This is a genomic window from Virgibacillus necropolis (genome assembly GCF_002224365.1).
In the GTDB taxonomy this organism is placed as follows: domain Bacteria; phylum Bacillota; class Bacilli; order Bacillales; family Amphibacillaceae; genus Virgibacillus_F; species Virgibacillus_F necropolis.
In genome coordinates, this window is sequence record NZ_CP022437.1 from 695,055 (window position 1) to 710,929 (window position 15,875).

At 34.7% G+C, this 15,875-nt stretch carries 9 protein-coding genes and 1 pseudogene; 6 read left to right on the top strand and 4 right to left on the bottom strand.

Annotation, left to right across the window (positions count from 1 at the left end; genetic code table 11):
* The first annotated feature begins 155 nt into the window (after nt 1–155).
* A complete protein-coding gene (locus CFK40_RS03425; protein ID WP_089530690.1) occupies nt 156–3,470 on the top strand; it encodes a GW dipeptide domain-containing protein in 3,315 nt (1,104 codons plus the stop codon).
* A gap of 51 nt (nt 3,471–3,521) precedes the next feature.
* Here the strand turns inward: CFK40_RS03425 and CFK40_RS03430 are convergent, their stop codons facing one another.
* Complete coding sequence (locus CFK40_RS03430; RefSeq protein ID WP_089530691.1) at nt 3,522–5,084, bottom strand: glycosyltransferase; 1,563 nt, start codon at nt 5,082–5,084, stop codon at nt 3,522–3,524.
* Between the two features lie 168 nt (nt 5,085–5,252).
* Between CFK40_RS03430 and CFK40_RS03435 the strand changes: the two genes are divergently transcribed.
* The 5 genes and pseudogenes from CFK40_RS03435 (at nt 5,253) to CFK40_RS03450 (ending at nt 12,141) form a co-directional block, all read left to right on the top strand.
* Nucleotides 5,253–7,370 (top strand): CDP-glycerol glycerophosphotransferase family protein, encoded by a 2,118-nt coding sequence (locus CFK40_RS03435; protein ID WP_089530692.1) that lies wholly within the window; start codon nt 5,253–5,255, stop codon nt 7,368–7,370.
* 132 nt (nt 7,371–7,502) lie between these two features.
* The gene (locus CFK40_RS03440; RefSeq protein ID WP_089530693.1) at nt 7,503–8,330 is read left to right on the top strand and encodes an ABC transporter permease; all 828 of its coding nucleotides are present in this window, start codon (nt 7,503–7,505) and stop codon (nt 8,328–8,330) included.
* Nucleotides 8,331–8,344: 14 nt separating this feature from the next.
* Nucleotides 8,345–9,136, top strand: a pseudogene (tagH, locus tag CFK40_RS21745) (teichoic acids export ABC transporter ATP-binding subunit TagH); the annotation flags it as partial.
* A 273-nt stretch (nt 9,137–9,409) separates the two neighbouring features.
* Nucleotides 9,410–9,661 (top strand): GW dipeptide domain-containing protein, encoded by a 252-nt coding sequence (locus tag CFK40_RS21750; RefSeq protein WP_405196582.1) that lies wholly within the window; start codon nt 9,410–9,412, stop codon nt 9,659–9,661.
* 194 nt (nt 9,662–9,855) lie between these two features.
* Nucleotides 9,856–12,141 (top strand): GW dipeptide domain-containing protein, encoded by a 2,286-nt coding sequence (locus CFK40_RS03450; RefSeq protein ID WP_089530695.1) that lies wholly within the window; start codon nt 9,856–9,858, stop codon nt 12,139–12,141.
* Nucleotides 12,142–12,346: 205 nt separating this feature from the next.
* Here CFK40_RS03450 and CFK40_RS03455 read toward each other — a convergent pair whose 3' ends face one another.
* The 3 genes from CFK40_RS03455 to CFK40_RS03465 are packed head-to-tail and all read right to left on the bottom strand — an operon-like array spanning nt 12,347 to nt 15,819.
* Nucleotides 12,347–13,063: a glycerophosphodiester phosphodiesterase gene (locus tag CFK40_RS03455; RefSeq protein WP_089530696.1), complete on the bottom strand. Its 717-nt coding sequence runs from the start codon at nt 13,061–13,063 to the stop codon at nt 12,347–12,349.
* A gap of 49 nt (nt 13,064–13,112) precedes the next feature.
* Nucleotides 13,113–14,603: a murein biosynthesis integral membrane protein MurJ gene (murJ, locus tag CFK40_RS03460; RefSeq protein ID WP_089530697.1), complete on the bottom strand. Its 1,491-nt coding sequence runs from the start codon at nt 14,601–14,603 to the stop codon at nt 13,113–13,115.
* Entirely contained in the window at nt 14,596–15,819 is a 1,224-nt protein-coding gene (locus CFK40_RS03465) for an O-antigen ligase family protein (protein ID WP_161493816.1), read from the bottom strand. The genes murJ and CFK40_RS03465 overlap by 8 nt, the downstream gene beginning before the upstream one ends.
* Nucleotides 15,820–15,875 lie beyond the last annotated feature (56 nt).

Sequence of the window (15,875 nt, forward strand, 5' to 3'; positions counted from 1 at the left end):
TTGCATACTATGATAGTATACTATTTTTTTGTTGAAAAGTGGTGGTTTGTTGAAACATGTTCCATAAAACTGGATTCTAAGAAAAGCGGTAGTCACAGGGATACTTGGACTTTGGAAAGTAGTTTTTATTTTTAATTTTAGCGCGGAGGTATTTAATGAAAAAGACAGCAATAGTAATCATCACATTTTTGCTTTTCACTCTATCAATTCCTAGTCAGATTTTCGCAAATGATAGTAAAGATAGCAAAGTGAATGAATCAGACGTAAAGATAACGAATGTAGAAGATAAGGATATATTAAAGGAAAAAAATACAACTGAGGGATTAGAGAAAGATGAGGGAAATTCCCCTAGTGTAGAGAAAGATATAAACAATCAAACTTCAGAAAAAGAAGCGGATAAAAGTCAAAGTCAATCTTCATTAAAAACAGAAGATGAACCTAAAGAAAATACGCAGGATACATTAGATAATACCCAGGATACATTAGATAATACCCAGGAAAGTGAAAAAGTAAACCCAGAAAAAAATGAAAGTGTTATAGAAAAGGATAGTTCAACAAATGAACAAGAAAATATTTTTCAAGAAAAGAAGGAATCTGATACAACTAATGAAACAAATGAAAAGTCTACCGAGAAAAAGGCTTCGGTCAATACATTAACTGTGCCTAACACATTTTCTGTAGCAGATATTAATAAAAGTAATACAAGTAGACTCGGTCATATTCAAAGCGAAAGTGTAAATATATATGAAAACTTAACAGATATGCCATACATAACAGCAGGAGAAAAATATACGAACCAAGTTTATTATATTAAGCAGCAAGCTGTTATAAAAGGTCAAACTTATTACCTAATAAGTTTAGAGCCAAGTAAAACGAGAGGAGTAGTAGGCTGGGTGAAGGCTGACGACTTATCAACCTACTCGCATACTGGTGTTGATAGTGACAGCAAAACCTTTTATATCAAGGGAACAGGAAGTGCGTACAACAAAGCATGGGGTGGTTCCAAGAATTTAGTATATGGAGATATGTCTAAGTTTGCGAATCATAAATTCACTGTTCACCTGACAGAGGCAGTGGGAACTAATACATGGTATCGTGGTCAATTAAATGGGAAAACAATATGGTTACATGAAGCGTATGTTAAGCCTCTTTTAAAAAGCAATACAAGTAAACTCGGTCATATTAAAAGCGAACGTGTACAAATTTATAAGGATTTAGGTGTACAGACTTCATCGTTTACAGCTGGAGAAACCTATACGAATCAAGTTTACTATATTAAAGAACAGGCTAACTTAGAAGGTCAAACCTATTACTTAATAAGTTTAAAACCAAGTAGAACAAGTGGAGTAGTAGGCTGGGTAAAAGCAAAAGACTTATCAACCTATTCACATACCGGTGTTGATAGGGACAGTAAATCTTTTTATATCAAGGGTACTGGAAGTGCTTATTCTAAAGCATGGGGTGGTTCTAAGGATTTAGTATATGAAGATATGTCTAAGTATGCGAATTATAAATTCACAGTTCACCTAACAGAGGCAGTGGGAACTAATACGTGGTATCGCGGGCAATTAAACGGTAAAACAATATGGTTGCATGAAGCATATGTAGTAACACATAGCCAAAGTCATACAAGTAAGCTTGGGCATATTGTAAGTTCAAATGTAAAAATATTCACTGATCCATATAGTAACTCATCATACAAAACTGCGGAAGAAACCTATACAAATCAGGTATATTATATAAAAGAACAAGCTGTAACAAATGGACAAACTTATTACTTAATAAGTATAGAACCAAGTAGAACAAATGGAGTAATAGGTTGGGTGAGAGCGGAAGACCTTTCAACTTACTCCCATACTAGTGTTAACAGTAATGTCAAAACCTTTTACATCAAAGGCACAGGAAGCGCATACAGCAAAGCATGGGGTGGATCAAAAGATTTAGTCTATGAAGATATGTCACAATATATAAATGAAGAGTTCACAGTTCACCTAACAGAGGCTGTAGGAAGCAACACATGGTATCGGGGTAAATTGAATGGCAAAACAATATGGCTACATGAAGCATATGTGAAGTCTTATATCAAAAGTAATACGAGCAAATTAGGCCATATTAAAAGCGCAAAGGTAAAAATATACAACAGCCTAGAAAGTGAATCCTCTTATAAAACAGCAGGAGAAAAGTATACAAATCAAGTGTATTACATTAAAGAACAAGCTTTTACTAAAAGCCAAAGCTATTATTTAATAAGTCTAGAACCAAGTAGAGTAAATGGGGTAGTAGGCTGGGTGAAAGCAGAGGATTTATCAACTTACTCACATACTGGGGTTGATAGCCAACAAAAGACATTTATTATCGAAGGAACAGGAAATGCTTACAACAAGGCATGGGGAGGATCAAAGAATGTAGTATATAGTGATCTTTCTAACTATAGGAATAAAGAGTTTGTTATTGATTTAACCGAAGCTGTAGGAGGTAACATTTGGTATCGTGGTCAACTGAGTGGCAAAACAGTTTGGATCCATGAATCATTTCTGAAGAAGGTTATAGATATTAGTACTTTTTATAATATGACCTTGGATGAAATGGTAGATATTCAAATGACCGCTACTCCTCAGACTGATAAAAGGTATAAATTATGGATTCGTGAAGACGCCTTTGATAGCATAACTGATGGTGTTGGTACAATTAATAATAATGTTTGGAATTTAAGGCGGGGACCTGGCACAATGTACGCGAGAGGTGGACAAGTTGCTGCAAATTCCACTCATCATATATTAGACAGTTCAATAGGGGCCGATGAATATACTTGGTATAATATCAAGTATACTTCTGGATGGGTAACACCAGATATAATCGATCTCAGATATTACTTAAATCCAGCAAATTTCTTGGATACTTTTAGAGACAAACTCCAATTTTTGAAGTTATCACAAACTGCTGGAATTGACGTGAATGAGGTAAATGAAAAAATCCTTATAGGAAAAGGTGTTCTGGAAGGTAAAGCACAAGCATTTGTTGAGGCAAGTAGAACGTATGGAGTTAACGAGATATATTTAATTTCACACGCTTTATTAGAAACAGGCAATGGTGCTTCAGCATTAGCCACTGGAGTCAAAGTTGACGGTGATCAAGGTGAGCGAATCGTATATAACATGTATGGGACAGGAGCATACGATGATTGTCCTTTACTGTGCGGAGCAAATTATGCCTATGAACAGGGATGGTTTACACCAGAATTAGCTATAAAAGGCGGGGCAAGATTTGTAGGAGAAAACTATGTTAGCGAGGGACAAGATACATTATATAAAATTCGCTGGGATCCTTTATTTGCAAGTAATAATGGTAGGTTTGGTCACCAGTATGCAACTGATATACGTTGGGCTTATAAACAAACGGAAAGAATGAGTTATTTATATAGTCTACTAAATGGTTATAAGTTGATTTTAGATATACCAGTGTATAAATAAAAATAAAGACAAGCGGAGTCCGCTTGTCTTATTTTTTATAGTTTGATTTTCTTATTGAAACTTATTCTTTAGTGCAAAATCAACAACCTCTAACCATTTCTCTTTATAAATATCTTTACTAAAATGATTCTCGATATAATCATTTGCATTTTTACCCATTTCAATTGTTTTTTGTGGGTTTTCAAACATATAAGTCATTTTTGCTGAGAGTTCCTCAATATTTCCATTTTCAACAATAAATCCATTCTCGTTATTTACAATCATGTCATTTGGCCCGTATTTAATGTCATAACTAATGACGGGCGTTTTGTTATACATACTTTCCATTACAGATAAGGCAAACCCTTCCTTTTTAGATGTCAAAGCAGAAAAGATTCCCTTTTGATAAATATCATCTGGTGTATGTGTATAGCCTTTCATAAAAACGTTCTTTTCTAGTTTGAGATCTATAATTAGTTTCTCAAGGGTTTCGAATTGATCACCAGTTCCCCAAATTTCTAGTTGTGCGTCAGGTACCTTTTCTACTGTAATGTGAAATGCCTTAATAATATTATCAATTCTCTTTAGGGTGGATAATCTGCTAACAACAACGCCTAGTTTCGTATTTTTCTTCGTTTTAGAAACTAATTTCTTGATTGATTTACCATTATTATTTTCGTGGTAGTGTGGTATCACTTGGTAGGGAGCTTCATTACCAATTCTTCTGATAACGTCTTGTTTTTGTTCTTCTGTTAGAAATACTGCTGCGTTAAACTTATCTACATTTTCTATTCCATCCTTAACAGCTTTAGTAATCGGGGAATCTACTTCAAAGGGCTCGTCCAAATGGCTACTATGTAATCTCCAAATAGTAGCTGCTTTAGGATGTTCAAAATTAATTAAAACTTCATCTGTACTCCTAGTATCCGAAATTACGACACACTTATCATTGGCGGTTCTATTTATTACCTCTGTTAACCAGTCAACCTTGTGTGTAACATCGTCATTAACAAATGTTTTCTTGATACTAGAATCCTGGTTAAAAAGCAGAAGTCGTTGAACTTTATTGTTTTTCGGATTGTTCCATTGAGTTAAGTATGCTTTACCATTATTATTATAGTAAATAATTTGACGTGGTTTGTTTAATGGAAAATCCATGTAGGTGACCTTTTTTAAGTTACCCCATAGATCATAAGTATCACGTTTTGTTCGATACCTATTTTCATTAAAGTAATCAATAAATTCTAATGAACCATCTTTATTTAGGGCAATATATTTCGTATAAAGACCGTTATCGTATACTCTATATGCATCATATTCTTCTCTTTTGTCATAGGCTTTACCTTCTGTCAAATCCTTTATGGAAACTTTTTTTGAACGTCTATCATTTAATACGGGTTCTCTATTACCCTCTAGTTCCTCATACATATTTAATATAGTTACATCTTTATGTACTTTATTCATTTCTATAAGTTTTTTACGTATTCGAGGGTATTTCGGGTTAAAATTAAAAGTAAGCATATACGTGTCATAACCCAACTCTGCAAAAAAAGAAGCTTGTTTTAAAGAAGCCCTAGTTAGACCGCCCCTTTCTAATTCGATGGAGTTCATTAGGAAATACATTGTCGGTTTCATTTAAATACCTCACTTTTTAGTCTAAGATATGTTACATGTATAAATTGATGTTACATTGATAAATAGTGTACTATAAATAAACAATCTAATATAGATTTGAAAATGATTAAACTCGTATTATATAATATGCTTGTACTATTACACAATTGAGAGGAGTCCACACTCGTCATGTCAGTAAACGAATTAAAAAATAAAAAGATAGTAGACTTAAGTGTACTAAATAATACATATACACTTCATGTTCCTTTTCGTAATGATTATATAAGCGAACTTGATTCCTATTACTTTGCATTAACACACAGATACGGTGAAGAAATAATAGAACTTGATTACTCCATTATATCAAAAGAGGAAGATTACACCATATTTGAATTAAACTTTACCTTTAATTTACATAATGAAGAGTTCTTCACACATGAAATTTGGGATTTATCAATGTTCAAGGTAAAGGACGATGCAGTATCAAAAGTAAGAATAAAAAGTAATTATGATAATTTGCGATTCAATACTATCATATTTACTGAAATAGAAAAGATTTTTTATCCTTTTACTACTAAAAAGGGAAATGTTTCTTTTCGTATGAATGATTACCAATTATTTAGCACGTTTGACGAAGTTCAACTTTCCAATGACAGGCTGAGTTTTTCCGGACATTTTACCTATGCTCCTTTATATCTCACTGATGACTATACCCTAATTGACTTAAAAGTGATCATTACCAATAATTTGGATGATAACGAAATAGAAATTCCTGTTGAAAAAGTGGGTAGAGAGGATCTTTTTGATAAATATAATAAGAATGAAAAGCTAAAAAACGCTGGCTTAAAAGGTGAATTTGACTACTTCTCACACATTGTATTAGCTCAAAAGAAATATTTTAAGTTTTATTTAGAGTTAACATATGAAAAGGACGGGATCCAGCAATCTATTCGCAGCACTAGGATTCGTTGTAATCATCTTAATAATCCTTCTCAGGTAAACTTCCTAAAGTATAATAAAAAGAAAATAAAAATTAAAATGAAACCAACACGTAAATCCAAATACCTCTCATTACAGGTCTCAGAGTATAATGTAAAAAATGAAGTGTTTCGTAAATTACGATCTAAGTGGATAAGGTTTAGAAGAAGTAATACATTGAAGGATTTATATAAAACTGCTTTTGTGATATTGGGGAAATTACCAGTCAAACGAAAGTTAATCATGTTTGAAAGCTTTTTGGGTAAGCAATATAGTGATAGTCCAAGGGCTATTTATGAATATCTGTTAGAAAATAATTTTTCATATGACATGTATTGGAGTGTCGATCGTAGGCACATGAAGTTTTTTGAAGATAAAAATGTTAAATATGTTCGACGTTTCTCAATAGAATGGTTATTGTTGATGGCACGGGCAGGTTATTGGGTATCTAATAGTCGTTTACCGCTTTGGATACCAAAACCTAAGCATACAAAATATTTGCAAACATGGCATGGAACACCTTTAAAGCGACTTGCTGCTGACATGGATGAAGTTCATATGCCTGGTACGAATACTGAAAGGTACAAGCAGAATTTCTTAAAAGAAGCTAGTAAGTGGGATTATTTAGTTTCTCCTAACGCTTATTCGTCAGAAATTTTTAAGAGAGCGTTTCAATTTAATAAGAAAATGATTGAATCTGGATATCCTAGAAATGACTTTTTATTGAATTCGAATAATGAGGAAACGATAACTCAAATTAAACAATCAGCTGAACTTCCAGAAGGCAAGAAGGTAATACTTTATGCACCGACGTGGAGGGATAACCAGTTTTATGCTAAAGGAAAGTATAGATTTAATTTAGAACTTGATTTAGCACGCTTAAGGGAAGAATTTGGTGAAGAGTATGTAATTATTTTACGTCTTCACTATCTAGTAGCAGAGAACTTGGATTTAACTGGATTTGAAGGATTTGTATTTGACTTCTCACGTCATGAAGATATTAGAGAGTTATACTTAATCGCTGATCTATTAATTACAGATTACTCCTCTGTATTTTTTGATTATGCCAACCTGAAACGTCCAATGTTTTTCTTTGTATACGACATTGATGATTATCGTGACAACTTACGTGGATTCTACTTTGATTTTGAAGATAAGGCTCCAGGCCCACTAGTGAAAAATACGGAAGAGGTTATTTCTGCTATAAAAGAGGTTGACCAAAATGGGTTTAAGCCTTCAACTACTACCGAAGCGTTTTATCAAAAGTTTTGTTATTTAGAAGATGGTCATGCTAGCGAAAGAGTTGTAAAAGAAGTGTTTAAGAAGTAATGCATAGGGCTTATCCCTGTAATTTGAGGGATAAGCCTTTTTTATTTATTGTCTTTTATAAGTGTAACTTGTATAATTTACTAATGTATAAATTCTAAGAGATATTATAATATAGAATTGAAAGGACACGTTATGAAAGCTGCAATAATAGTTATGAAAGAACAATTAAAGCATTTTTATTTAATAAAAAGACTTTCAGCATATGAAATAAAAAATCAAAATAAAAATAATTACCTTGGCATGGCCTGGGAGGTAATAAACCCATCCATTCAAATTCTTATATATTGGTTTGTTTTTGGTGCTCTCAGAGAACACAATAAAGTTGAAATAGTTCCTGGTATGGAGGTGCCTTTTATTAATTGGCTACTTGGTGGATTTATATTATGGATCTTCTTTTATCAGGCAACAATTCAAGGTTCAAAGTCGATTTATAGTCGCTTACGGATGTTATCTAAAATGAATTTTCCAATGAGCATCATTCCAAACTTTGTTATTTTTTCAAAGTTTTATATCCACATATTTATGCTATTGATAGCTGTAATCATTTTTCAACTCACTGGATTTTACATGAACATCTACTACTTACAATTTATTTATTTTATTTTTGCTGCTTTCTGTTTAATATTTTCTATCTCCCTCATAACATCTACACTCTCTACCATAATTAGAGATGTGCACATGTTTTTAAACTCGACTTTACGTATGGGATTATATTTATCAGGAGTTTTGTGGCCAATAACTATCTTAAACGAATTCTCACCAATAATAACCGAGATATTGAAATTAAATCCACTGTATTATTTGATTGAAGGATACAGGGCGGCCCTGTTTGGAACGGAATGGCACTTTATTACACACTGGGAATATTCGTTATACTTTTGGGGTGTTGTAATTGTATTATTCTTATTTGGATCAATGCTACACGTTAAATTTAGAAGACACTTTATTGATTACTTATAAAGGCTTGTGATGATATGGAAAAATCGATAATAGCTAGTAATATTACAAAAAAATACAAATTATTTAATGGAACGAAAGAACGACTATTTGACTTGATTACACCAAAAAGCTACGGAAAAGATTTCTTTGCACTGACAAATGTGAGTTTTGAGGCGGAGAAGGGGGACGTTATCGGTTTTATTGGTATCAATGGTTCTGGGAAGTCCACACTTTCTAACATTGTCGCTGGAATTGTACCTGAAACCAATGGAAGTGTTGAAACAAACGGACAAGTTTCCTTAATTGCTGTCGCGTCAGGTCTTAAAGGTGAGTTGACTGGTCGGGATAATATTGAGTTAAAGTGCCTCATGCTCGGATTTAACAAAAGTGAAATTCAGGAGTTAGAACCAGCAATAATTGAGTTCTCAGAGCTTGGTGATTTTATTGATCAACCAGTTAAATCGTATTCAAGTGGTATGAAGTCAAGACTCGGATTTGCAATTTCTGTTAATATTAACCCGGATATTTTAATCATTGATGAGGCTCTTTCGGTAGGTGATAAGGCATTCGCTGAGAAAAGCCTGAATAAAATGAATGAGTTTAAACAACAAGGTAAAACGATGATCTTTGTCAGTCATTCAATTGGTCAAATGAAGAAGTTTTGTGAAAAAATTCTGTGGTTAGAGTTTGGTATGGTGAAAGAGTACGGGGCTGTGGATGAAGTTATGCCAAAATATGAGGCTTTTTTACAACGTTGGCAAAAAATGTCTAAAAAAGAACGAGATGCTTATAGAAAGTCTTCATTAGAAAATGATAAAGAAGCCCTTAATAAATTGATGAATGATGACAATGACAAGCCTATCGAAGCGAGTGAAAACTGCGTAATACAACCTATTAGCCGTATTGGCCACATAAAGGGTGGGCAGTCTTTTATCTACTCTTACGGTGAAGACAAATTAGAAAAAGAGTCCTCTGAAGATTATAAGGACAGTGTTTATTATATTAAAAAAGAGGCTATTTATAACGGTGAGTTATTTTATTTGATAAGTAATAGACCAAGCGCAATTCATGGCGTTATTGGCTGGATGAAGGCATCCGAAATGTCTAGTCATCCTTATGTGGAAATTGATAGTGATACCAAGACTTTTTATATAAAAGGTTCAGGGACTGGGTTCAGTCGTGCATGGGGCGGAAAGAAAAATCATGTCTTTACTGAACTAGAGTCATTTGAAAACAGTGAATTTGAGGTAAATAAAACACAGATGATTGGAAAAAATTTATGGTATTATGGAAAATTGGACGGAAAGAAAACATGGATACACGACAGTGATTTAAAAGAGCTCGAGCGTTGAACTTCTAACAGTATACTTTTATCAATTTAAATTAGTCCAAGTTATCTTGGATTATTTTTTTTTTCAAATAAACCCTTTTTAACTTAATAAATAACATTAAATTTTGCTGATTTTATGATATTTTATTAACCAATTGGCGAATTTTGACGATATAAGTCATAAGCAAAATTACAAAATTGTTCTGGGGGATAATAATGAGAAGATTGGTTATATTGGTTGTTGCACTTATGGTTTTTAGTTCATTCAATCCGTTTTATACATATGCTGATGATTCACAAAAAGAAGAAGGTAAAAAGACTACTAACAAAGCTGAAGTAGATAGTGAACCAGTAGAAAAAGAAGTAAACGAATTTGGAATTAAAAAAGGAACAATTGTAAACGGAGTAGATATAAGTAAACTATCAGAAAAGGAATTACAATATGTTCCTATCGGTTCAAGAGACGGTGTAGTGGAAGATAGTCATGGGGAAGACAAGGTTGAACAACGTCAGTCAACAAGAAGATACAGTATTTTTTCAAGTTATCCAAATGTAAATAAACGAATAGATTCACTGGAGTTATCACCGGTTTCAACGGAATATAATCATAATAGTGACTTTCCAAAATTCGGTTATCGTGATGGTGTAGGACAGGTGGAAGGTGTAGTAGCCCATGAAACAGCAAACAATTTCTCTACGATTACACAAGAAATAGCCTACATGTCACGCAATTATAATAATGCATTCGTCCATGCGTTTGTCGATGATGATCGTGTTATTGAGATTCATCCAACAGAATACGCAGCATGGGGTGCAGGTCCTTATGCCAATCAACGGTTTATTCACGTTGAACTAGTACGTGTGCATAGCTATGATGAATTTGTAAAATCTATTAATAATTATTCAAATTATATTGCTAGTTTACTAGTTAAGCATAACCTTGGTGTAAGCAGTGCAGAAAATAACGGAAAAGGCATTTTATGGTCGCATGATGCTGTAAGCAAATATCTTGGGGGTACCAATCATGTAGACCCTCACGGATACTTTGCAAGGTGGGGTTACGATTGGAATAATTTTGTGGAACTTGTTACAGAAAAGTATGATAAGCTGATTGAGTTGCAATCTAGTAAACTTGGACATATCAACTCAAGAAGTGTACACATTTACCAAGACCCTCAGAATACAAGTCAATATAGTAAGGCTGGAGAGACTTATACAAATCAGGTCTATTACATAAAGAAACAAGCCAAATCAAATGGGGAAACTTACTATTTTATCAGTACAGAACCAACTTTAAATGGTGGTGGAATAGGATGGGTCAATGCAAATGATTTATCGACACACGATCATATTGAATTAAATAGCCATGCAACATCTTTTGTCATTAAAGGTACGGGAACGGCTTACAATAAACCTTGGGGTGGTTCAAAGAACATTGTTTATAGCGACTTATCCTCATTAAAAGGATCGATATTAACTGTAAACAATGCTGATAGTGTAGGAGGAAATGCTTGGTATAATGGAACACTAAATGGTAAAACTGCATGGTTGCATTCAAGTTATGTAACGAAATTGGAAAAAAGTAATATTAGTAGACTTGGCCACATTCGTAGTAATGATGTCAAAATCTATCAAACGGTTACTAACATCTCCAAGTATGCAAAAGCCGGAGAAAAGTACACAAACGCAGTCTACTATATCAAGCAACAAGCAAAATTCGATGGTCAGTTATATTACCTAATTAGTAAAGAACCAAGTCGAGTTAATGGCGTAGTGGGATGGGTGAAAGCTGAAGACATGTCGACACATACACATGTTGGTGTTGACAGTAATCAAAAGATTTTTTATGTCAAAGGCACTGGGGGAGCATTCAGTAAGGCATGGGGCGGATCTAAAGATCTGGTTTATGATGATATGTCTGAATTAAAAGGAATGCGATTTGTTGTGAACCTAACTGAAAAGATAGGAAGTAACATTTGGTATCGTGGAATGCTAAATGGAAAGCAGGTTTGGTTACACAATAGTTATGTAACAGATATAGAAAAAAGTAATACGAGCAAATTAGGTCATATTCGAAGTGCGGACGTTAGAATCTACGACACACTTGGAAGTAAAGCAAAATATGAAGAAGCTGGAGAGCAGTATACAAATGTTGTTTATTATATTAAGCACCAAGCTACAATAAATGATCAACTATATTATTTAATCAGCATAGAACCAAGCAGCACCAGAGGCGTAGTAGGCTGGATACGTGCGAACGATTTATCCACTCATGAACATGTCGGACTTGATAGTAAAACAAAATACCTAACTGTCAAAGGAACTGGAACTGCCTATAATAAAGCTTGGGGTGGATTTAAAAATGTTGTTTACGGCGATCTATCCTCTTATAAAGGGGCAACATTCAAAGTGGATTTGACAGAAACAGTCGGAAGTAATGTTTGGTATCGCGGGTTTTTAGATGGGAAACTGGCGTGGATTCATGAGGCATATTTAAATTAAATAGTTATATTCCGGATATTGTAGAAATCGATATCAGACCTGCAAAACCTGGTGTTTCTGCTCAGATCTATCCAAAAGTGCTAAAAATGAAGCGTGGTTGAACATATTCAACCACGCTTATTTCGTGTATAAGAATAAATGGGAGTTGATCGACATGTTGAAAAAGTCAATCGGTTGCAAAGAAAAGTTGATCGACACTCAACTTCTAACCACCAAACACCGCCGGATTATTCGAAAATACCCCGTCCACGCCAAAATCAACTAATTCCTCATAACGCTTAACAGAGTTTACCGTATATGGGTATACGTTAAAGCCATTTTCCTTACATTTCTCTACAAATTTTCGGTCTGTATAAACATTATTCGGATGGATGCTAGTAATATTCAGCCCACTATCCTTGGCGTATTCCCATGCACGTAAAATGCGATAGTAGAACAACATGCCTAGCTCAACGTCAGGTGCTAGTTGCTGGACTTTTTCAAGCGCTACGTGGTCAAATGATGAAATAACCAAATTATCTAATCGATCATATTTCCGCAAACAGTCCAACAAAATTTCCTCAATCCTTGGATAAATAACTGGTATGTTTTTAATTTCAACATTTAGCTTTACATCCAAAGGGCATATCTCCAGGACCTCCTCAAGTGTTGGCAATGCCACTCCTTTGAACTCCTCAGAAAATACAGATCCTACATCAACTTGTTTTACTTGATCTATGGTGAAATCCCGTATACGTCCATTTATTTCTCTATTATATTTGGAAAACGTATGGTTATGGCAGATAACAAGTCGGTCATCTTTTGTAAGTTGAACGTCTAATTCGATAGCTTTTGTGCCATGATCTAGTGCTTTTTGAAAAGCGGGCAATGTATTTTCTGGTGCCTCTGTTAATGACCCTCGGTGTGCAAAGTTTAAAACCATTATCAACCACTCCTAAAAGATCTTTTAGTAATCATATCATAGATGTAGATCATGATTTTAACTTTTTCCACACTGGAACTTTCCATACAAAAAGCAAGATTGCATATAGAACAAAAACAACCAACGTTGTATATACTACTTCATTCCAAATGTTAGTATGTTGAAGAACTGGATCCAGGAGACGAATAACAACCATGATTACGACAAATATGGAAAGTAGTTTTCCGAACAAGATCGCCCCATGTCTAATGGATATGGAATAGACCGAACGGATTTTAAGTAGCATAAACGAGACAGTTACAACCATAGAAATACTAGTAGCTAGGGCGACCCCAGCAATGTCCATAAAAGATGCTAAATAAATACTTAAAACTGTATTGACACAAAGTCCAATTAAACAGGAATAAAGTGCAACACGGAATTTATGAACAGCATATAATGCGTTCAAGAAAAAATCGCGTAGGGCAAAGAAGGGTAGGGCAATAGTGAAGAAGAAAAATGCCTGGGACGTTAACTGTAATGCACGTGTATCAAAAATACCACGCCCGTAGGCCATCTCAACTAAATTTTCGCCTTGAGTCAGCATCACACATTCAAATGGAATCGCAAAAATAAAAACTAGGAAAACACCTTTGCGCATCATTTTAAGAAAAACTTCCATATTATCTGTAGCTTTTTCCACAAGCGTTGGGTAAAAAATAGTAACAATCGGCATCAACATGATACTAAGTGGAAGCCATAATAGTCGGTTAGCATAGTTAATTGCTGCGACACTTCCCGTTTCCAAATAGGACGTAACAATACGGTCAACGACATCGTTCAATTGCATAACAATAGCTGCTAGAATGACTGGGATAAATAGCGCTAAGGTAGTCTTTATTAGTTTACTATTTTTACTCATCCGAAATGTGAATTTGAACCCAGTTTTATGTAAGGCTGGATATTGAACAAACGTTTGAATGATAGTTCCAACAAGCACACCGACTGCCACTCCGACGATTCCATATACTGTAGTTAAAAAGATGATGGCAAGGATAATAACACTATTCTGAACTACTGGTGATAGTGCTGGGATAACAAATTGTTTGTTCGCATGCAGGAGTCCTGTTGAAATTCCGTTTATGGTTAAAAGCAAAAGGCTTGGAGCTAAAATACGCGTTAACACCATAGCTTGTTCCGTCTGTTCGGGCGTAAACCCTGGCGCTAGAATCTGTATGGTTAGCTCTGCGAATAAGAAAGTGACCATACTAAGCCCAATACCAATCCAGATAAAAAAGGAACCAAGGACATGTAATTTTTCATTTGCCATCTGAAGCGAACGATTTTTATCTTTCATATAAATGGGGATAATCCCTGCCTGAATGGAAGTACCAATCGCAGTAAACAAAACAATTGGGATGATCGATGCTACAAAGAATGCATCTGCAGTGCCGGTCGTACCGAAATAGGCTGCGATTAATGCCTCGCGTGTGAAACCCAGTAATTTTCCGATAATCGAGAAAATCGTTAAGATACTAAATGCTTTTATCATGTTACTCATGAAATAGCCGCCTCTGATTAAGCGCGAATCCAATTGCGAGATAAAAATAGAGTGTAAATGTTTTATCTTCGAGCATGGAATAGAATGTACTACCAATTAACCCGACAAGCATCAAGAAGAATACATACGAATGCCGTGTTCGTTTTGCTAGTTGGTAAATAAATAGCAGCATGAATAGTGTTCCAATAATTCCTGTCTCAACTAGAATCTGCATATATTGATTGTCCGCATACATACTAGACGGAATATCATAACGATCATAAATGGGCGACTCAAACGACACTGTTGCTGCGCTTCCATATGTACCAAAACCTGTTCCGACTACTGGATGGTCAATAAATATTTGTACTCCTTTTTTAACGACAAACACACGTCCACCGCTAGCACTTTGTTGTATGCGTTTTTCGGAGAACATATCGACAAATCGGTCAGATGTCTCTTTCCCCGTATTTTCGGTAATTTGATCAATAGGGAAATAGACCAATGCGATCGCAAGAGAGAAAAAAAGAGCTGTTTGCACAAGGTAATTCCATTTCTTTTTCATTAAACTAAGTATGAGTAAGGCAAGACCAAACGCTATTAATGTTCCTCTTGAATACGTTAATAGAATAGTTCCAGCTAAAAGGACAAGTCCTATGTTCAACAATACGGAGTAGTTTGCAGCTAGCTTTTTTAAATAAAGCGTTAGGAAAAACACGATCATTAAATAGACCGCCAAGACGTTAGGATTAGCAACCAACCCATAAATTCGATCACTGTTTACGGCAGCTAACTCCCAGCTTTGCCAAGTTTCTGGAACAAGTAAGGTTCGGTGTGATAGTTTTTCAATTAATCCATGAATCGAAAGTGCACACCCCATGAAAAAGGATATCCACAATAAATGTTGGATGTCTTTTTTTGTGATCAGCATTTCGCAGGCAACAAATAGAAGCAATGCGGGAATAAGAAAGGCCCTAATTTGCATCAATATTGCAATTGGAATCACACCCGTAAGTAAAGCGGATACAGACCCTACCAGAAGGAATAGAAAAAAGTAGAGTATGAATCGATAGCGAGTTACAAGTAATCTTTTTCGTTCGATGGCGGTTTGTGCAAAAAGCGCAAGTATCACTATGTCCCCGGCAAATCGTGTGACTGGATAAATTTCAGCTAATAACTGTCTTATCGGAAAGTAAATGAGAAGAAAAATAAGTCCATATTTTGTAAAGCGTGTCATCAAAACACCCCCAATCCTCATTATGTACAATTTTTACTCAGATTATAATTCATTCA

Bases quoted from the DNA above. Each gene is read 5' to 3' on its own strand.
- CFK40_RS03425 (WP_089530690.1), top strand. From the start codon at position 156: ATGAAAAAGACAGCAATAGTAATCATCACATTTTTGCTTTTCACTCTA.
- CFK40_RS03430 (WP_089530691.1), bottom strand. From the start codon at position 5,084: ATGAAACCGACAATGTATTTCCTAATGAACTCCATCGAATTAGAAAGG.
- CFK40_RS03435 (WP_089530692.1), top strand. From the start codon at position 5,253: ATGTCAGTAAACGAATTAAAAAATAAAAAGATAGTAGACTTAAGTGTA.
- CFK40_RS03440 (WP_089530693.1), top strand. From the start codon at position 7,503: ATGAAAGCTGCAATAATAGTTATGAAAGAACAATTAAAGCATTTTTAT.
- CFK40_RS21750 (WP_405196582.1), top strand. From the start codon at position 9,410: ATGTCTAGTCATCCTTATGTGGAAATTGATAGTGATACCAAGACTTTT.
- CFK40_RS03450 (WP_089530695.1), top strand. From the start codon at position 9,856: ATGAGAAGATTGGTTATATTGGTTGTTGCACTTATGGTTTTTAGTTCA.
- CFK40_RS03455 (WP_089530696.1), bottom strand. From the start codon at position 13,063: ATGGTTTTAAACTTTGCACACCGAGGGTCATTAACAGAGGCACCAGAA.
- murJ (WP_089530697.1), bottom strand. From the start codon at position 14,603: ATGAGTAACATGATAAAAGCATTTAGTATCTTAACGATTTTCTCGATT.
- CFK40_RS03465 (WP_161493816.1), bottom strand. From the start codon at position 15,819: ATGACACGCTTTACAAAATATGGACTTATTTTTCTTCTCATTTACTTT.